The sequence below is a fragment of the Pseudomonas sp. BRG-100 genome, from assembly GCF_000737955.1.
Classification (GTDB): domain Bacteria; phylum Pseudomonadota; class Gammaproteobacteria; order Pseudomonadales; family Pseudomonadaceae; genus Aquipseudomonas; species Aquipseudomonas synxantha_A.
In genome coordinates this window covers 3,921,882-3,939,105 of the sequence record NZ_JPRX01000001.1, presented here as the reverse complement: position 1 = coordinate 3,939,105, position 17,224 = coordinate 3,921,882, and the positions used below count along the sequence as shown (strand labels likewise).

At 58.4% G+C, this 17,224-nt stretch carries 18 protein-coding genes; 10 read left to right on the top strand and 8 right to left on the bottom strand.

Going from position 1 to position 17,224, the window contains the following annotated elements:
• Nucleotides 1–50: 50 nt before the first annotated feature.
• Nucleotides 51–1,250 carry a tyrosine--tRNA ligase gene (gene tyrS / locus JH25_RS09915; RefSeq protein WP_032879210.1) on the bottom strand — a complete coding sequence of 400 codons (1,200 nt, stop codon included), beginning with the start codon at nt 1,248–1,250 and terminating at the stop codon, nt 51–53.
• A gap of 208 nt (nt 1,251–1,458) precedes the next feature.
• Here tyrS and JH25_RS09920 point away from each other — a divergent pair, with 208 nt between their 5' ends.
• Both JH25_RS09920 and JH25_RS09925 read left to right on the top strand, forming a co-directional pair.
• Complete coding sequence (locus JH25_RS09920) at nt 1,459–2,871, top strand: peptidoglycan DD-metalloendopeptidase family protein (RefSeq protein ID WP_005792000.1); 1,413 nt, start codon at nt 1,459–1,461, stop codon at nt 2,869–2,871.
• A gap of 3 nt (nt 2,872–2,874) precedes the next feature.
• Nucleotides 2,875–3,966, top strand: a complete 1,092-nt coding sequence (locus JH25_RS09925; RefSeq protein WP_032879209.1) for an anhydro-N-acetylmuramic acid kinase — start codon at nt 2,875–2,877, stop codon at nt 3,964–3,966.
• A 69-nt stretch (nt 3,967–4,035) separates the two neighbouring features.
• Here JH25_RS09925 and erpA read toward each other — a convergent pair whose 3' ends face one another.
• Both erpA and argC read right to left on the bottom strand, forming a co-directional pair.
• Nucleotides 4,036–4,386 (bottom strand): iron-sulfur cluster insertion protein ErpA, encoded by a 351-nt coding sequence (gene erpA, locus JH25_RS09930; RefSeq protein WP_003176443.1) that lies wholly within the window; start codon nt 4,384–4,386, stop codon nt 4,036–4,038.
• A 164-nt stretch (nt 4,387–4,550) separates the two neighbouring features.
• On the bottom strand, nt 4,551–5,585 hold the full coding sequence (gene argC / locus JH25_RS09935; protein ID WP_032879208.1) for an N-acetyl-gamma-glutamyl-phosphate reductase: 1,035 nt from the start codon (nt 5,583–5,585) through the stop codon (nt 4,551–4,553).
• A gap of 134 nt (nt 5,586–5,719) precedes the next feature.
• Here argC and hemJ point away from each other — a divergent pair, with 134 nt between their 5' ends.
• The 6 genes from hemJ (at nt 5,720) to coq7 (ending at nt 10,136) form a co-directional block, all read left to right on the top strand.
• Nucleotides 5,720–6,148: a protoporphyrinogen oxidase HemJ gene (gene hemJ / locus JH25_RS09940; protein WP_032879206.1), complete on the top strand. Its 429-nt coding sequence runs from the start codon at nt 5,720–5,722 to the stop codon at nt 6,146–6,148.
• Between the two features lie 25 nt (nt 6,149–6,173).
• Nucleotides 6,174–7,136: an NAD(P)H-dependent flavin oxidoreductase gene (locus JH25_RS09945; RefSeq protein ID WP_005792009.1), complete on the top strand. Its 963-nt coding sequence runs from the start codon at nt 6,174–6,176 to the stop codon at nt 7,134–7,136.
• A gap of 68 nt (nt 7,137–7,204) precedes the next feature.
• Nucleotides 7,205–8,167, top strand: coding sequence for a DUF805 domain-containing protein (locus JH25_RS09950; protein WP_032879205.1), 963 nt, complete (start codon nt 7,205–7,207; stop codon nt 8,165–8,167).
• A 63-nt stretch (nt 8,168–8,230) separates the two neighbouring features.
• Nucleotides 8,231–9,019 carry an SDR family NAD(P)-dependent oxidoreductase gene (locus JH25_RS09955; RefSeq protein WP_032879204.1) on the top strand — a complete coding sequence of 263 codons (789 nt, stop codon included), beginning with the start codon at nt 8,231–8,233 and terminating at the stop codon, nt 9,017–9,019.
• A gap of 45 nt (nt 9,020–9,064) precedes the next feature.
• Nucleotides 9,065–9,403, top strand: coding sequence for a histidine triad nucleotide-binding protein (locus JH25_RS09960; protein ID WP_032879203.1), 339 nt, complete (start codon nt 9,065–9,067; stop codon nt 9,401–9,403).
• A gap of 85 nt (nt 9,404–9,488) precedes the next feature.
• Entirely contained in the window at nt 9,489–10,136 is a 648-nt protein-coding gene (coq7, locus tag JH25_RS09965; protein WP_005792017.1) for a 2-polyprenyl-3-methyl-6-methoxy-1,4-benzoquinone monooxygenase, read from the top strand.
• 49 nt (nt 10,137–10,185) lie between these two features.
• On the opposite strand, the gene JH25_RS09970 is transcribed toward coq7, so the two are convergent.
• Nucleotides 10,186–10,608 (bottom strand): OsmC family protein, encoded by a 423-nt coding sequence (locus JH25_RS09970; protein WP_005792019.1) that lies wholly within the window; start codon nt 10,606–10,608, stop codon nt 10,186–10,188.
• 246 nt (nt 10,609–10,854) lie between these two features.
• Here JH25_RS09970 and crp point away from each other — a divergent pair, with 246 nt between their 5' ends.
• Nucleotides 10,855–11,499: a cAMP-activated global transcriptional regulator CRP gene (crp, locus tag JH25_RS09975; RefSeq protein ID WP_032881199.1), complete on the top strand. Its 645-nt coding sequence runs from the start codon at nt 10,855–10,857 to the stop codon at nt 11,497–11,499.
• On the opposite strand, the gene JH25_RS09980 is transcribed toward crp, so the two are convergent.
• The 4 genes from JH25_RS09980 to JH25_RS09995 all read right to left on the bottom strand — a co-directional run bounded on the left by JH25_RS09980 (nt 11,496) and on the right by JH25_RS09995 (nt 14,821).
• Nucleotides 11,496–12,191 (bottom strand): lipoyl protein ligase domain-containing protein, encoded by a 696-nt coding sequence (locus JH25_RS09980; RefSeq protein ID WP_032879202.1) that lies wholly within the window; start codon nt 12,189–12,191, stop codon nt 11,496–11,498. The genes crp and JH25_RS09980 overlap by 4 nt on opposite strands.
• Before the next feature lie 144 nt (nt 12,192–12,335).
• Nucleotides 12,336–13,172: an indole-3-glycerol phosphate synthase TrpC gene (gene trpC, locus JH25_RS09985; RefSeq protein ID WP_032879200.1), complete on the bottom strand. Its 837-nt coding sequence runs from the start codon at nt 13,170–13,172 to the stop codon at nt 12,336–12,338.
• A complete protein-coding gene (trpD, locus tag JH25_RS09990; protein WP_032879199.1) occupies nt 13,169–14,218 on the bottom strand; it encodes an anthranilate phosphoribosyltransferase in 1,050 nt (349 codons plus the stop codon). Before trpD ends, trpC begins: the two co-directional genes overlap by 4 nt.
• 9 nt (nt 14,219–14,227) lie before the next feature.
• Nucleotides 14,228–14,821, bottom strand: coding sequence for an aminodeoxychorismate/anthranilate synthase component II (locus JH25_RS09995; protein WP_032879198.1), 594 nt, complete (start codon nt 14,819–14,821; stop codon nt 14,228–14,230).
• Between the two features lie 410 nt (nt 14,822–15,231).
• Here JH25_RS09995 and estP point away from each other — a divergent pair, with 410 nt between their 5' ends.
• The gene (gene estP / locus JH25_RS10000) at nt 15,232–17,154 is read left to right on the top strand and encodes an esterase EstP (protein ID WP_032879196.1); all 1,923 of its coding nucleotides are present in this window, start codon (nt 15,232–15,234) and stop codon (nt 17,152–17,154) included.
• Nucleotides 17,155–17,224: the final 70 nt, after the last annotated feature.

Here is a 17,224-nt window from a genome sequence, read left to right as displayed (position 1 = left end):
GGGGCGAATTATAGACAGATATAATTCGCCGTCAACATCTATTTTCAGACTTATTCGGATTTGAGCGTAATTCGCGCGAACGCCTTCTTGCCCGCCTGACAAACGTGTGTGGCGCCCAGTTCATATATAAATGTGCGATCAACCACCTCACCATCTATACGCACACCACCCGACCCCAGGAGATCACGAGCGACCGCCGAGTTCTTCACCAAGCCCGCCTTATTAAGGACAGCCGCGATCGGCATAGCCTCGGCAGCGGTCAGTTCAATCTCCGGCAGATCATCCGGCAGCTCACCATCCTTCATACGGTTACCAGCGGCACGATGCGCACTGGCAGCAGCCTCTTCGCCATGGAAGCGCGCGACAATCTCCTCAGCCAGCTTGATCTTCACATCACGCGGATTGGCGCCCGCCTCTACGTCCGCACGCAACGCATTGATTTCGTCCATCGAGCGGAAGCTCAACAGCTCGAAGTAACGCCACATCAGCGCATCAGGAATGGAAACCAGCTTGCCGTACATTACGCCCGCCGCCTCCTGGATACCGACATAGTTACCCAGGGACTTGGACATTTTCTTGACGCCATCCAACCCTTCCAGCAACGGCATAGTCAGAATGCACTGAGCCTCCTGACCGTATGCGCGCTGCAACTCACGCCCCATCAGCAGGTTGAACTTCTGATCGGTACCGCCCAACTCAACATCCGCACGCAGCGCCACCGAGTCATACCCCTGGACCAATGGGTAGAGGAACTCATGAATCGCGATCGGCTGATTGGTGGAGTAGCGCTTGTCGAAATCATCGCGCTCGAGCATACGTGCCACGGTGTACTGGGAGGTCAGGCGAATAAAGTCTGCCGGCCCCATCTTGTCCATCCAGGTGGAGTTGAATGCCACCTCGGTCTTGGCCGGATCAAGGATCTTGAACACTTGGGTCTTGTAGGTCTCGGCATTATCGAGAACCTGCTCACGAGTCAGCGGCGGGCGCGTAGCACTCTTGCCGCTGGGATCACCGATCATTCCCGTGAAGTCACCGATAAGAAAGATGACTTGATGGCCCAGCTCCTGGAACTGACGCAGCTTATTAATAAGCACGGTATGACCCAGGTGCAGATCCGGCGCAGTCGGATCAAAGCCAGCCTTGATACGCAGGGGCTGGCCACGCTTAAGCTTTTCGATCAGCTCAGCTTCAACCAACAGTTCTTCCGCACCACGTTTTATCAGCGCTAGCTGCTCTTCAACCGACTTCATAACAGACCCGCAAGGCTCAGATTCAAAAGGGAACCAACCATACAAGATCAGGGACTAATTACAAGTTTTGCCCTGCGCACGGACACCGTTCAGCGAGCCCAGCATTCGCGAGCTTGCGCCACAGATGATTTGGTTATATTTTATACAGTTATTTCATCTTCATCATGTCATTCATCTTTTCCATTTCATCTTCAAAGTCAAATTACCTATGACCACTGAACCGTCTAAAGCGCCGCCGCTTTACCCGAAGACCCACCTGCTCGCCGCAAGTGGTATCGCCGCCCTTCTCAGCCTGGCACTGCTGGTATTCCCTTCCAGTGACGTAGAAGCCAAACGAACATCCCTGAGCCTTGATCTGGAAAGCCCAGTTGAACAACTGACACAAGATCAAGACGCTTCCGACGCCCAACAAGCCACAAACACTGCAACTGAATCACCTTTCGCACAGATCGAAAGCGCTCCCGAAGACACCCAGCAAGCCGCCCAGGAAGCACCTGCGGCAGCTGCCGCAAAGAATCCCCAGCATCGCGAAGTCATCGTGGGCAAAGGCGACACGCTATCCACCCTGTTCGAAAAGGTTGGGCTGCCTGCCACCGCTGTGAATGAAGTGCTGGCCAGCGATAAGCAAGCCAAGCAATTCACCCAGCTCAAACGCGGCCAGAAGCTTGAATTTGAACTGACGCCAGACGGCCAGTTGAACAACCTGCACACCAGCCTCAGCGACCTGGAAAGCATCAGCCTGAGCAAAGGTGCCAAAGGCTTCGCCTTCAACCGCATCACCACCAAGCCGGTTATGCGTTCCGCCTACGTACACGGGGTGATCAACAGCTCCTTGTCACAATCGGCTGCCCGAGCCGGCTTGTCCCACAGCATGACCATGGACATGGCCAGCGTATTTGGCTATGACATCGACTTCGCTCAGGACATCCGCCAGGGCGACGAATTCGATGTGATCTACGAACAGAAAGTGGCCAACGGCAAAGTGGTGGGCACTGGCAATATTCTTTCTGCGCGCTTCACCAACCGCGGCAAAACCTACACAGCCGTTCGCTACACAAACAAACAAGGCAATAGCAGCTATTACACGGCCGACGGCAATAGCATGCGCAAGGCCTTCATCCGTACGCCCGTGGACTTCGCCCGTATTAGCTCGCGTTTCTCCATGGGCCGCAAGCATCCAATTCTGAACAAAATTCGCGCACACAAGGGTGTGGACTATGCCGCTCCGCGTGGCACACCCATCAAGGCGGCGGGCGACGGCAAGGTACTGCTGGCGGGGCGCCGGGGTGGTTACGGCAATACGGTGATCATCCAGCACGGCAACACTTACCGTACGCTATACGGCCACATGCAAGGGTTCGCCAAGGGCGTCAAAACCGGCGGCAACGTGAAGCAAGGTCAAGTGATCGGCTACATCGGCACCACCGGCCTGTCCACCGGACCGCACTTGCATTATGAGTTCCAGGTCAACGGCGTACACGTCGACCCCCTGGGTCAAAAACTGCCAATGGCCGATCCGATCGCCAAGGCCGAACGCGCACGCTTCATGCAACAGAGCCAGCCGTTGATGGCACGGATGGATCAAGAGCGCTCCACCTTGCTGGCTTCGGCGAAGCGTTAAGGTATGCCGCTCTATATCGGTGTGATGTCCGGAACCAGCCTTGATGGACTGGATATCGCCCTTATCGAGCAAGGTGCGGCGATCAAGCTGATCGCCACGCACTACATCCCGATGCCAGACACCTTGCGGGCTGAACTTCTGAGCCTGTGCGCCAGCGGCCCGGATGAAATCGCCCGCTCGGCAATCGCCCAGCAACAGTGGGTAACACTCGCCGCGCAAGGCATCCGGGCCTTGCTGGAGCAAAACCGCTTCAAGCCTCAGGACATCCGCGCAATTGGCAGCCATGGGCAAACGATCCGCCATGAACCCGCTCGAAGCTTTACCGTGCAGATCGGCAACCCTGCCCTGCTCACCGAGCTGACAGGGATCAGCGTAGTCAGCGACTTCCGCAGCCGTGATGTTGCCGCCGGAGGCCAGGGAGCCCCTCTGGTTCCAGCGTTTCATGAAGCTCTGTTTGGCGAGCACACTGGCAATCGCGCAGTGTTGAATATCGGCGGGTTCAGCAACCTCAGCCTCATCGAGGCGAACAAGCCTGTAGCGGGTTTCGACTGCGGTCCCGGGAATGTTCTTCTGGATGCGTGGATTCACCACCAGCGCGGTGAACACTTCGACCGCGACGGGCAATGGGCCGCCAGCGGCAAGGTTCAGCCTCAACTACTCAACGCATTGCTCAGCGACCCGTTCTTCTTGACCAAAGGCCCCAAAAGCACAGGTCGCGAAGTGTTCAATCTGGCCTGGCTGCAACAGCACCTGAGCCCGTTGCCCGTCTTTGAGCCCGAAGACGTGCAGGCCACTCTGCTGGAGCTGACGGCCCTCACCATCGTCGAATCTCTGCAAAGCGCACAGACGAGCACTGAGACGTTACTCATCTGCGGCGGCGGCGCGCACAACACGATGCTGATGAATCGGCTGACCGCGCTATTGCCTTCTACTCACGTCAGTAGCACAGCCACTTACGGGGTAGACCCGGACTGGGTCGAAGCCATGGCCTTCGCCTGGCTGGCGCACTGCTGCCTGGAAGGCATCGCCGCCAACCGCCCTAGCGTAACCGGCGCCCGTGGGTTACGGGTGCTCGGCGCCATCTACCCGGCCTAAACTGGCTTCAGACAGCAAAACGCCGCTTGACCCATAAAAGCCAAGCGGCGTTTCTGTATCCGCTACCGATCAGATCGAGAACGAAGATCCGCAGCCACAGGTAGTGGTGGCATTAGGGTTCTTGATCACGAAACGCGAACCTTCCAGACCTTCCTGATAATCCACCTCGGCACCAGCCAGGTATTGGAAGCTCATCGGATCCACGACCAGGCTGACGCCCTCGCGCTCGACGATGGTGTCGTCATCGGCCACATCTTCATCGAAGGTAAAACCGTACTGAAACCCTGAACAACCGCCGCCCGTAACAAATACGCGCAGCTTCAAGCGATCATTACCCTCTTCATCGACCAGGCTCTTCACCTTGTGCGCAGCACCGTGGGTGAATTGCAAAGCCGTGGGGGTGAAGGATTCAACGCTCATGCTGATAATCTCCCGGCGTAGCGCCGCCATATGCGTAATGACCGGCATTATCCGCTTCTCCTAGAAAAGCGGTCAACTATTGTTACGGTATATCAATCTGTGCAGCCGCCATAAAAACACGAAAGGCCCGATCACCGGGCCTTTTGCGTAACCACCAAACTGCGTTAAGGCAACATCCCCGCGTGGGCCAGGCCCAACTTCTCATCCAGACCGAACAGGATGTTCATGTTCTGCACCGCCTGGCCCGACGCGCCTTTGACCAGGTTGTCGATCACCGACAGCACCACAACCAGGTCGCCATCCTGCGGACGATGCACGGCGATACGGCACACATTGGCACCACGCACACTACGAGTCTCCGGGTGGCTGCCCGCCGGCATCACGTCGACGAACGGCTCATTGGCATAACGCTTTTCAAACAGCGCCTGCAAGTCGACCGAGCGATCAGTGACGGTTGCATAAAGCGTGGAGTGAATCCCACGGATCATTGGCGTCAGGTGCGGCACAAAGGTCAGCCCCACATCCTTGCCCGCGGCGCGACGCAACCCCTGGCGGATTTCAGGCAAGTGGCGATGGCCTTTTACCGCATAGGCTTTCATGCTTTCCGACGTTTCGGAGTACAAAGACCCCACCGCCGCACCACGACCAGCGCCGCTGACGCCCGATTTGCAGTCGGCGATCAGGCGCGACGCATCCGCCAAGCCAGCTTCCAGCAATGGCAGGAACCCCAACTGTGTCGCCGTCGGATAGCAACCTGGTACCGCAATCAGGCGTGCTTGCTTGATCTGCTCACGATTGACTTCCGGCAAGCCGTACACCGCCTCCTCCAACAACTGCGGCGCTCCATGAGGCTGACCGTACCACTTGGCCCACTCATCGGCGTCCTGCAAGCGGAAGTCGGCCGACAAGTCGATAACCTTGGTGCCGGCCGCCAGCAACTCACCGGCCAGTGCATGGGCGACACCATGAGGCGTGGCGAAAAACACCACGTCGCACGCGCCCAGGGTCTTGATGTCCGGCACGCTGAACACCAGGCCGTCATAGTGGCCTCGCAGGTTCGGGTACATATCGGCCACGGCCAGCCCAGCTTCGGATCGGGAAGTGATGACCACCACCTCAGCTTGCGGATGCTGAGCCAACAGACGCAGCAATTCGACACCGGTGTAACCCGTGCCGCCGACGATACCGACCTTGACCATAAACCTGCCCTCAACGAACCCACTGGAAAGCCGTCGATAATAGGGGCCGTATCGTCCTGCGACAACCGTCAACGTGACGTACGGGCGCATGAGCCACTACTATCTTCGCTACCGTGAACCTGGGAATAACCAAAATGCTCTATCTATGGGTCAAAGCCTTCCACATCGTCAGCATCGTCTGCTGGTTTGCCGGGCTGTTCTACCTGCCGCGCCTGTTCGTCTACCACGCCCAAAGCGAAGACAGCGTCAGCAAGGAGCGCTTCAGCGTTATGGAGCGCAAACTGTACCGCGGCATCATGGGACCGGCGATGATTGCCACACTGGTCTTCGGTATCTGGATGCTGACGCTCAACCCCGGCATTTTCCAGTCAGGCGCGTGGATGCACGCCAAACTGACCCTGGTCGTTCTGCTGATCGGCTACCACCATATGTGTGGAGCGCAGGTAAAACGCTTCGCCCGTGGCGAAAACACCCGCAGCCATGTCTTTTATCGCTGGTTCAATGAAGTACCGGTTCTGATATTGCTGGCTATCGTAATTTTGGTCGTGGTCAAACCGTTCTAGTTTCAATTACTCGGGGGAACTTCCAATGTCGCTGCCCGCTTTACTGGAACAACATCTGCGCCTCCCCGTCGTGGTGGCGCCGATGTTTCTGATTTCCAATCCGCAACTGGTCCTGGCCTGCTGTCGTAATGGCGTGGTTGGCAGCTTCCCGGCGCTCAACCAGCGTGAAAGCAGTGGTTTCAGGGCCTGGCTGGAAGAAATCGAAGCGGGCTTGGCCCAGTTGGACAACCCTGCTCCCTATGCTGTGAACCTGATCGTGCACAACAGCAACCCACGGTTGGAAGCAGACCTGGCAATCTGCGTAGAGCACAAGGTACCCATCGTCATCACCAGCCTCGGCGCGGTAAAGGAACTGGTCGATGCCGTCCACAGCTACGGCGGCCTGGTGTTTCATGACGTCACCACCCGGCGACATGCCGAGAAAGCCGCTGAGGCGGGCGTCGATGGCCTGATTGCCGTAGCCGCGGGTGCCGGTGGCCACGCTGGCACCTGGAGCCCCTTCGCTCTGATTGCCGAGATTCGCCAGTTCTTTGATAAAACCCTGCTGCTGGCCGGTTGCCTCAACCACGGCCACGAAATTCTCGCCGCCCAGTTGCTGGGCGCCGACTTGGCGTATTTCGGCACGCGCTTTATCGGTACTACCGAAAGCCACGCGCCAGATGCCTATAAAGAGATGCTGCTCACGTCGCGCGCCGCCGACATCGTGCACACTCCGGCAGTTTCCGGCGTACCTGCGAGCTTTATGCGCCAGAGCCTGGAAAATGCCGGTTTCGACCTCGCCGCGCTGCAAGGCAAAGGTGAAGTCAATTTCGGTTCCAAGCTCAAACCATTGAGTGATGAGGCCAAAGCGTGGAAAACTGTATGGTCAGCGGGCCAGGGCGTCGGTGAAATCGATGATTTACCCAGCGTCGATGAACTCGTCGCCCGCCTGGATGCCGAATACCGCAAAGCACGCGAGCATGCCGCGCAACTGCGCTGGCCACGCTGACCTACTGCACGGCCCGCCGATTGGACGGGCCTGCACACCCTCCCTGATTAAGTGACAAGGATGCCCGCATGAGCGACAACCGTTTCAAGATTGTGTTTGACGGAGCCTTGCTTCCGGGTGTCGAAAGCACCACCGCCAAGCTGAACCTCGCCGAGCTGTTCAAGAGCGATGTCGAGGCGATCGAAAAACTCTTTACCGGCCGCCCGGTCGCGCTCAAACGCGATCTTTCCCGCCCCGATGCCGAAACCTACCTGACGGCATTGAAAAACGCCGGGGTCGACGCACGCATCGAAGCCGAACAGCCCGTGGCGTTCAGCCTCGCTGAAACCCACGAGACGAGCTCCCCTGGCTCCGACTTTTCCCGCTCCGAAGCTTCGCCTTATGCCCCGCCACGCGCAGCGGTTGGCGATGACTTGCCGGAGTTCGCCACACTCAAGGTCTTCACCATCCACGGGCGCATCGGGCGCCTGCGTTATCTGGCCTGGACACTGGCGCTGACCGTCGCGTTGCTGGTAGCCGCAGGCATCATCAGTACCGTCGGCTTCGCAGTGGCGACAGCCTCGCCAACCATAGCCATCATCCTCGGCTCGCTACTGGGTTTCGCACTGTTTGTTGCTCTGGTAGTCGTGAGCGTGCAAATCGGTGTGCAACGCTTGCACGATATGGGCTGGTCTGGCTGGCTGTACTTGCTGAACCTGGTTCCAGTGGTCAATAGCGTGTTCCCTATCCTGTTGCTGGTATTGCCGGGGAACGCGGGTGCCAACCAATACGGCGCACCGCCACCACCGAATTCTACTGCGGTGAAAATCCTGGCCTCGCTGTGGCTGGCGTTTATTCCATTGATGCTCATCATCGGCCTGACCCTGGGCATGAACGGCTACCTGGATCAACTTGAAGCCAACATGGACAGCAGCTACGAAAGCAGCTCAATGACCTCCGATGAAGGCGCCGATCAAAGCGTCATCACTGATGAGGCCGCAGAGCAAAGTGCTGACGACGCAGCCGAACCTGTAGACTCTACGCAACAGTGAAGAAACGCCCGCCTGCCTGTGACGCCACTGTCACAGGTAGGCGACGTTGCGATGGAGAAAGGCATGACCCGTTACGCTCTGATCACCGGCGCCTCCAGCGGCATCGGCCTGGCTTTGGCCGAAGCGCTGGCTCGACGCGGCCGCAGCCTGATTCTCGTGGCCCGTCAACGTGATCAGTTGGAAAGCATTGCCATCGAACTGACCCAACGCTTCGGTGTCGAGGTGTTGTTTCGTGCCTGCGACTTGGGCGAGCCGCTGCGTTTGTCCGGTTTTTTGCTGGAACTCGAAGAAGGCGAGCGGCAGATCGACCTGCTGGTCAACTGCGCAGGCATCGGCACCAGCGGGCCATTTTTGGCCCAGGACTGGATGACCGAGCAAGACCTGATCGAAGTCAACATCCTGGCGCTAACCCGTATGTGCCATGCCCTCGGCAACTCCATGGCGCTGCAAGGCGGCGGGCAGATACTCAATGTCGCTTCGATCGCCGCCTTTCAGCCAGGCCCGTGGATGAGCAGCTACTACGCCAGCAAAGCTTATGTATTGCACTTCTCTGAGGGCTTGCGCGAAGAACTGAAGACCTGCGGCATCAAGGTTTCAGTGCTGTGCCCCGGCCCTACGCGCACCGCGTTCTTCGGCACCGCGCAGATGGACACCGCAAAACTCGACCGCAGCCAGCAGCTAATGAGCCCGGAGGAAGTCGCGCTCTACACCGTACGCGCGCTGGAAAAGAACAAAGCCATCATCATTCCCGGGCGCCGCAACCGCTGGCTGGCATTCAGCCCACGTTTCAGTCCACGCTGGCTGACCCGCAAGATTGCCGGCGCCATCAATAAAGCCTATTGCCCACGCTAACCGCCTGATTACACTTACCTAGACTTTCACCCTGGAGAAACAGCTGTGGATACTCTGTTCACCAAGATCATCAACCGAGAAATACCCGCCAGGATTATCTATGAAGATGATCAAGTCCTCGCCTTCCACGATATCGCCCCACAGGCGCCGGTGCATTTTCTGGTTATTCCGAAAAAGCCGATTCGTACCCTCAATGACTTGACCGAGGAAGACAAAGCCCTGGCCGGCCATATTTTGTTCACCGCCCAGCGCCTGGCCGTGGAACAGGGCTGCGAAAAAGGCTTTCGTGTGGTGATGAACTGCAATGAAGACGGTGGGCAGACTGTCTACCACATCCATATGCACGTGCTGGGTCAACGTCAGATGAACTGGCCGCCGGGTTGAGTGCCCAGGGTCAAATTGACTCAGCGCAAACGCTTCGTCCTCTCTTGCGGTAAACTGGCCGCCGAGATTCTTCCCGGAGGTCAGCATGACTACCCAACGTCACTACTCGCCGATTGACCGTCTGCTGCTGCAAGCCGATATGGCCATGCGCACGCTGTTGCCATTCAGTGGCCAACCGTACCGCCCGTCACCGGCCATCGTACAGCCCGATGCCCAGATGAGCGAAACGGACACCCGCCATGTCGCCGGCCTGATGCGCATCAACCACACCGGCGAAGTGTGTGCCCAGGCGCTGTATCAAGGCCAGGCGTTAACTGCCAAATTGCCGCAGGTACGTGCAGCGATGGAGCATGCGGCCGAGGAAGAGATCGACCACCTGGCCTGGTGCGAACAACGTATCCGCCAATTGGGCAGCCACCCCAGCGTGCTGAACCCGCTGTTTTACGGTTTGTCATTTGGTATCGGCGCCGCCGCTGGTTTGATCAGCGACAAAGTCAGCCTCGGATTTGTCGCCGCGACAGAACATCAGGTGTGCAAGCATCTGGATGAGCATCTTGAGCAACTGCCGGCCGAAGATGAAAAATCCCGCGCCATCCTTGAGCAGATGCGCATCGATGAAGAACACCATGCAGATAGCGCGCTGGACGCAGGCGGTTTCCGCTTTCCAGCACCGGTGCGCTTCGGCATGAGCGTTTTAGCCAAGGTCATGACCAAAAGCACCTACAGGATCTAAACCCAAAAAAGGGCGCTCGAAGCGCCCTTTTTTTTGCCAATTGCCGCAATCAGCCCAACTCGATGATTTCATAATCGTGAGTGATGGCCACACCCGCGGCCCCCAGCATGATCGACGCCGAGCAATACTTCTCGGCCGACAGCTCGATGGCACGCTTGACCTGGGCTTCCTTCAACGCCCGGCCCTTGACCACGAAATGCATATGGATCTTGGTAAATACCTTGGGGTCTTCAGTGGCGCGCTCGGCTTCCAGGAAGGCTTCGCAGCTTTCCACTGCCTGGCGGGACTTCTTCAAGATGCTGACCACATCAAAATTGCTGCAACCGCCAACACCCAGCAGCAACATTTCCATCGGGCGTACACCCAGGTTACGGCCACCGGCTTCCGGCGGACCGTCCATGACCACCACATGGCCACTGCCCGACTCACCGAGGAACATGGCTTCGCCCGCCCATTGGATGCGTGCCTTCATCGCCCAGACTCCACTGCTAAAAAAGGGTCGCCAGCTTAGCACAGGCCCTTGAAACAGCAGCGCCCCGGATAAAATCGATAAATGACTGCGTTTGCCGCTAAATTGGCTAATCGAGGCAGAATGTGTCTGGTAAGCTGGCGCCAAATCAATGGCGCATTGCCATGATTCTTACAGCCGGCATCAATGCCGATGCCGCTGGATAAAAACAACGCCACTTACACCGTGCAGTCTTTTCGGGATACAACCATGGTTGCTCTTACTCCCACACCCAAGATCAAGAACCTCGACAAGCTGTTGATGCATTGTCAGCGTCGGCGTCATCCGGCCAAGCACAACATCATCTGCGCCGGCGAGCGCTCGGAAACCCTGTTCTTCATTATCAAGGGCTCAGTCACCATCCTGATCGAAGATGAAGACGGTCGCGAAATGATCATTGCCTACCTCAACACCGGCGATTTCTTCGGAGAGCTGGGGTTGTTTGAACAAGCAGGCAAAGAACAGGAGCGTAGCGCCTGGGTCCGAACCAAAGTCGAGTGCGAAGTGGCCGAGATCAGCTATGCGAAATTTCGCGAATTGGCCCAGCAAGATCCGGATATCTTGTATGCCCTGAGCGGCCAGATCGCCCAGCGCCTGCGCGACACTACGCGCAAAGTCGGCGACCTGGCGTTCTTCGATGTGACCGGTCGTGTGGCGCGTTGCCTGTTGGAGTTGTGCAAGCAACCCGATGCCATGACCCATCCCGACGGCATGCAAATCAAGGTCACCCGCCAGGAGATCGGGCGCATTGTCGGTTGTTCGAGGGAGATGGTCGGCCGCGTGCTCAAGGACTTGGAAGAGCGCAACCTGGTACACGTCAAAGGCAAGACGATGGTGGTATTCGGCACCCGTTAAACCGGCAGGAAGCTGGCCAGCATCTGACGGTACAAGGTATCGAGCCGATCGATCGCATCCGGTGCGGGAAAGGCTTCGTGCAGCGCGATATGGCTCTCGGCGCGAACCCGCTGCTCCAAGCCACAGGCTTGATTGAAGCGGTTGACCGCCGCAATCAACTCCTCACGATCGTTCTCCAGCAACATCGCCCCATGCACCAACCCGACCGGGCGGCCACCGCTTTGTCGCCAACGCTGGGCCGTGCCCACCATTTTGCGACCATTGAGATTGACGTTGTAACGACCGTCGCAAAAGGCACCGTCAATTTCGCCGACAGATGCATCGCCGCCCAATTCAATCAATAGATCACAGATCGGTTGGCACAAGCGCTGATAACCCGTCTCGATGCGCCCTTGGTCGCCTTCGCTACGGGGCGGGGCATAGACCAGGGCGATATTGACCGTGGCGCCGGACTGCGGCACCGGCTCACCGCCGGTTTCACGCAGCAATACCGGCCAACCCGCATCGGCCGAGACTTGGCTCGCCACCGCGAAGGCAGGCAGCCGGCTCAAACGGCGCGGCATGACGAGCGCTTGGTCGCTGGGCTGCCAGAACAGCAGCCCGAATTCCTGCTCATGCGCGCAAACGGCTGCCAATAGGGCTTGCTCGGCGGCAAGGCCTGCTTCGACAGTCATGATCACGGGCTGGAGCATCGAACACCTACCTATCTGAATAAACACAAAACCCAATATGGGAGCTGGCTTGCCTGCGATAGCGGTGTGTCAGCTACACAGAGGTTGGCTGACCCGCCGCTATCGCAGGCAAGCCAGCTCCCACAGTTTCGAGCGTATTTCACATCAATCCAATGTCGAACTGCTGATCGTCGTACCGCGCTCCGGAAAGAACAGGCGCTGCAGTTCTGCTCCCGGGTTCTCGGCGCGCATAAATGTCTCGCCCACCAGGAATGAGTAAACGCCGCTGATTTCCATCAGTTCCACATCGGCACGGTTGACGATGCCACTCTCGGTAATCACCAGGCGGTCGCGAGGAATACGCGGCAACAGATCCAGGGTATTTTCCAGGCTGACTTCAAAGGTATGCAGGTTACGGTTGTTGACCCCCACCAGCGGGGTGTCGAGGGTTTTCAATGCGCGCTCCAGCTCATCGCCGTCATGCACCTCAACCAACACATCCAGGCCGACACTTTTGGCCACGGCCGCCAACTCCGCCATCTTCACGTCATCCAGCGCCGAGACGATCAGCAATACGCAGTCGGCGCCCAGAGCACGGGCTTCGACGATCTGGTACGGGTCAACCATGAAATCCTTGCGGATCACCGGCAACTTGCACGCCGCGCGAGCTTGTTGCAGGAATAGGTCGCAACCCTGGAAGTAGTCGATATCGGTCAACACAGACAGACAAGTCGCCCCGCCCTTCTCATAGCTGACGGCGATTTCAGCTGGTACGAAGTTTTCGCGGATCACGCCTTTGCTCGGCGAGGCTTTCTTGACCTCGGCGATCACTGCCGGTTGCTTGAGCTTGGCCTGGGCGATCAGAGCATTGGCAAAGCCACGCGGCGCATCAGCAGTTTTAGCCTGCGCCTCAAGCTCAGCCAGGCTCACACGGGCGCGGCGTTCGGCCACTTCCTCGGCCTTGCGGGCCAGGATCTTTTCCAGAACGGTTGGCACACTCATCCCTCATTCTCCATCTTGAATACGGCAGTGAATGCACCCAGCTCTTCGAGCTTCTCTCGAGCCAGACCGGTGTGCAGCGCATCGTGGGCCAACGCGACACCTTCCTTAAGACTATAGGCATGGTCGGCTGCGTAAAGTGCCGCGCCAGCATTCAGAACGATCATTTCCGCAGCTTTCTGACCGTTTTCGGTTTTGCGACGCCCCAGGGCATCGCGAATCAGTTCCAGCGAAGCTGCCGGGCTCTCCACTGCCAGACCGTGCAAACTCTGGCTTTTCATGCCCAAGTCTTCAGGCTCGACCCAGTATTCGATGACCTCGTCGTTTTTCAGCTCTGCAACAAAGGTCGGCGCCGCCAGGCTGAACTCGTCCAGGCCGTCTTTGGAATGCACTACCAGCACATGCTTGCTGCCCAAGCGCTGCAAGACTTCGGCCAGCGGCCGGCACAACGCCTGGCTGAACACTCCCACCACCTGATGCTTCACACCGGCCGGATTCGTAAGCGGGCCAAGCATGTTGAACAGGGTACGCAGGCCAAGGTCCTTGCGCGGGCCGGCCGCGTGTTTCATGGCGCCGTGATGAGATTGGGCAAACATGAAGCCGATGCCAACGCTGTCGATACAGCGCGCGACTTGCACAGGCGTGAGGTTCAGATAGATGCCGGCCGCTTCCAGCAAGTCGGCACTGCCGCTCTTGCCGGACACCGCGCGGTTACCGTGCTTGGCAACGGTGCAACCAGCGGCGGCCACCACGAAGGATGACGCTGTCGATACGTTGAAAATATTCGCACCGTCACCGCCGGTGCCGACCACATCGACGACGCCGTCGAGGGTCTTGAGCTCAACCTTGTCCGCCAGCTCGCGCATCACCGAGACGGCGCCGACGATTTCGTCGATGCTCTCGCTCTTCATGCGCATTGCCATCATAAAGGCGCCGATCTGCGCGTCGGTGCATTGACCGGTCATGATTTCGCGCATCACATCGCTCATTTCAGCGGTGCTCAGGTCCAGATGGCCGACGATACGGCTCAGGGCAGTCTTGATATCCATGAAAAGTCCTTAGCGCGTGCCGCCGCTCTGCTTGAGAAAGTTGGCGAACAGCTCGTAGCCCTGCTCGGTCAGGATTGATTCAGGGTGAAACTGCACCCCTTCGATGTTCAGTGTCTTGTGACGCAGGCCCATGATCTCGTCGACCGAACCGTCTTCCAACTGGGTCCAGGCGGTCAGTTCCAGGCATTCAGGCAAGGTGTCACGCTTGACCACCAGCGAGTGGTAACGGGTCACCGTCACCGGCATGTTCAGGCCTTGGAATACACCAAGGTCCTTATGGAACACCGGGCTGGTCTTGCCATGCATCACCTGACGCGCACGCACCACATCGCCGCCAAACGCCTGACCAATGGACTGGTGACCCAGGCACACACCCAGGATCGGCAGCTTACCGGCGAAATACTGGATGGCTTCCAGCGAGATACCCGCCTCGGTCGGCGTGCAAGGGCCAGGCGAAACCACAATGCGCTCAGGGTTCAGGGCGGCGATTTGCGCAACGGTCAGCTCATCATTGCGCACCACCTTGACATCCGCACCCAGCTCGCCCAGGTACTGCACAACGTTGTAGGTAAAGGAATCGTAGTTATCAATCATCAGCAACATGTGGGTTCAAACCTCTTGAATTCACTGATTTCAAATGACCGCCTTCCAGAAGGGTAACCCGCTGCCAAACGCACGTTCCGGTTGCCGGGGTTGGCCGGCAAGGGGCGTCAGACACAGGGTGAAGAAGGCAGATCGGTACAGGTCCGGCCAGGCCGGCAGAGAAAAATGTCAGGCGCGCCAACGCCAACGGGCGTGTGCCTTGACTACTCGCATCAAGAGTTTGCTGATGATCAACACGGGGAGGGTCTCATTCATACGTTCAGGCACAGTAACGTAGCCTCGCCAGCGGTGCAATATGGAGCAGCAAATACGGGGGCCTGCGTAGACGCATTCCGCATATCTCTAAAGAAAATGCCGGAAGTTTTGCTAGTGTTTCGTTTCCTGCATAAAAACAACCAAATGGAATTCTCATGCTCAAACCAGCGTTTTTCACACCCCTTGCCGGCTGCCTCTTGGCACTGGCCTGCACCCAAGCCTTTGCCGCCCCGTCACCTTATTCAGCCATGGTGGTTTTCGGCGACAGCCTGGCCGATGCAGGCCAGTTCCCCGATGGTTCGAATGGCTCGACACTACGTTTTACCAACCGGACAGGTCCAAACTTCCAGGGTGAGTACGGCCTGGTTTCATCAACCCTGTTGGGCACCAAACTGGGTGTGGCCCCCAACGACTTGAATGCCTCCACCTCACCGGTTCGGGCGGCCCAAGGCTTGCCAGATGGAAGCAACTGGGCGGTCGGTGGCTACCGCACCGATAACATCCTGGACTCTATTACCTCGGTCTCCAACGCCGCGATCCCACCCGGAAATCCTGGCGGTGGCACAGTGTTGCGCAGTCGCCAGGGCTATCTACCGGCTAACGGCGGACGAGCCGACCCGAACGCGCTCTACTTCCTCTCCGGTGGTGGCAATGACTTCCTTCAAGGCCGCGTGCTCAGCCCCGCGCAAGCAGTCGCCGCAGGTGGGAGACTGGCCGACAGCGCCCAAGTGCTGCAGCAAGCCGGTGCGCGTTACATCATGGTGTGGATGCTGCCCGACCTGGGGCTGACGCCCGCCATCAACGGCACCCCACAGCAGGCCGCGACCTCTGCCCTGAGCAATATTTTCAACCAATCGCTGGTACAGCGCCTGTCGCAAATCGATGCCCAGGTTATTCCACTGAACATCCCGCTGCTATTGAACGAAGCCTTCGCCGATCCTGCGCGCTTCGGCCTCGCAACCGGGCAAAACCTGACCGCCACCTGCTTCAGCGGCAACAGCTGCACCGCCAACCCGGTCTATGGCATCGGCGGTACCAACCCGGACCCGACCAAGCTGGTCTATAACGACTCGGTCCACCCCACCGTAGCCGGGCAACAGCTGATCGCCGACTATGCTTACTCGCTGCTCGCAGCGCCCTGGGAGCTGACCTTGCTGCCGGAAATGGCCCAAGGCACGTTGCGCGCCCATCAGGACGAACTACGCAACCAATGGCAAGCAGACAACGGCCACTGGCAAGCCGTCGGCCAATGGCGCGCAATCGTGGCCGGCGGCGGTCAGCGCCTGGACTTCGATGATCAGAGCAGTTCAGCCAGTGGTGACGGCAGCGGCTATAACCTGAATATCGGTGGCAGCTACCGGCTTGATGACAATTGGCGTGTGGGCGTTGCAGCCGGCCTGTACCGGCAGACACTCGAAGCCGGGGCCAGCGACTCGGACTACAAGCTCAACAGCTACATGGGCACGGCATTCGCGCAATATCAGCACAATCAATGGTGGGCCGACGCCGCGTTAACGGGTGGCAAGCTGGACTTCGACAGCCTCAAACGCAAGTTCGCCCTGGGCGTCAACGAAGCGTCCGAGAAAGGCGACACCGACGGTTGGCTCTGGGCCTTGAGCGCTCGCTTGGGTTACGACCTTGCTGCACCGGGTAGCGATTGGCACCTGTCACCCTTCGTCAGCGCCGATTACGCACGCGTCGAAGTGAATGGCTACTCGGAGAAAAACAGTCGCTCCACCGCACTGACCTTTGATGACCAACAACGCGACTCCAGGCGCCTGGGCGTCGGCCTGCAAGGTAGCTACCGCATCACCCCGCAAACCCAGGTATTTGGCGAAGTGGCCCACGAGCATGAGTTCGAAAATGACACCCAGAAGGTGAACATTTCGCTCAACAGTGTTCAGGGGATCGACTTCAAGCTGGACGGCTACACGCCTCGCAGCAACTCTGACCGTTTGAGCCTTGGGGTCAGCCACAAACTGACTCAGGAGCTGGCGTTGCGGGCGGCATATAACGTGAGGAAGGATGACAACCTGACCCAGCAAGGGGTCAATGTGGGGGTGAGTCTGGATTTCTAAATACCACGCAAAACAAATGTGGGAGCTGGCTTGCCTGCGATGGCGGTGGATCAGTCACTGAATATCTCGA

What these genes read in the sequence shown, in the direction of transcription:
- trpD (WP_032879199.1), bottom strand. Translation starts at nt 14,218, where the DNA reads ATGGATATCAAGACTGCCCTGAGCCGTATCGTCGGCCATCTGGACCTG.
- JH25_RS09980 (WP_032879202.1), bottom strand. Translation starts at nt 12,191, where the DNA reads ATGCTCCAGCCCGTGATCATGACTGTCGAAGCAGGCCTTGCCGCCGAG.
- argC (WP_032879208.1), bottom strand. Translation starts at nt 5,585, where the DNA reads ATGGTCAAGGTCGGTATCGTCGGCGGCACGGGTTACACCGGTGTCGAA.
- JH25_RS09995 (WP_032879198.1), bottom strand. Translation starts at nt 14,821, where the DNA reads ATGTTGCTGATGATTGATAACTACGATTCCTTTACCTACAACGTTGTG.
- JH25_RS09920 (WP_005792000.1), top strand. Translation starts at nt 1,459, where the DNA reads ATGACCACTGAACCGTCTAAAGCGCCGCCGCTTTACCCGAAGACCCAC.
- crp (WP_032881199.1), top strand. Translation starts at nt 10,855, where the DNA reads ATGGTTGCTCTTACTCCCACACCCAAGATCAAGAACCTCGACAAGCTG.
- JH25_RS09945 (WP_005792009.1), top strand. Translation starts at nt 6,174, where the DNA reads ATGTCGCTGCCCGCTTTACTGGAACAACATCTGCGCCTCCCCGTCGTG.
- estP (WP_032879196.1), top strand. Translation starts at nt 15,232, where the DNA reads ATGCTCAAACCAGCGTTTTTCACACCCCTTGCCGGCTGCCTCTTGGCA.
- trpC (WP_032879200.1), bottom strand. Translation starts at nt 13,172, where the DNA reads ATGAGTGTGCCAACCGTTCTGGAAAAGATCCTGGCCCGCAAGGCCGAG.
- erpA (WP_003176443.1), bottom strand. Translation starts at nt 4,386, where the DNA reads ATGAGCGTTGAATCCTTCACCCCCACGGCTTTGCAATTCACCCACGGT.
- JH25_RS09970 (WP_005792019.1), bottom strand. Translation starts at nt 10,608, where the DNA reads ATGAAGGCACGCATCCAATGGGCGGGCGAAGCCATGTTCCTCGGTGAG.
- JH25_RS09955 (WP_032879204.1), top strand. Translation starts at nt 8,231, where the DNA reads ATGACCCGTTACGCTCTGATCACCGGCGCCTCCAGCGGCATCGGCCTG.
- tyrS (WP_032879210.1), bottom strand. Translation starts at nt 1,250, where the DNA reads ATGAAGTCGGTTGAAGAGCAGCTAGCGCTGATAAAACGTGGTGCGGAA.
- JH25_RS09950 (WP_032879205.1), top strand. Translation starts at nt 7,205, where the DNA reads ATGAGCGACAACCGTTTCAAGATTGTGTTTGACGGAGCCTTGCTTCCG.
- hemJ (WP_032879206.1), top strand. Translation starts at nt 5,720, where the DNA reads ATGCTCTATCTATGGGTCAAAGCCTTCCACATCGTCAGCATCGTCTGC.
- coq7 (WP_005792017.1), top strand. Translation starts at nt 9,489, where the DNA reads ATGACTACCCAACGTCACTACTCGCCGATTGACCGTCTGCTGCTGCAA.
- JH25_RS09925 (WP_032879209.1), top strand. Translation starts at nt 2,875, where the DNA reads ATGCCGCTCTATATCGGTGTGATGTCCGGAACCAGCCTTGATGGACTG.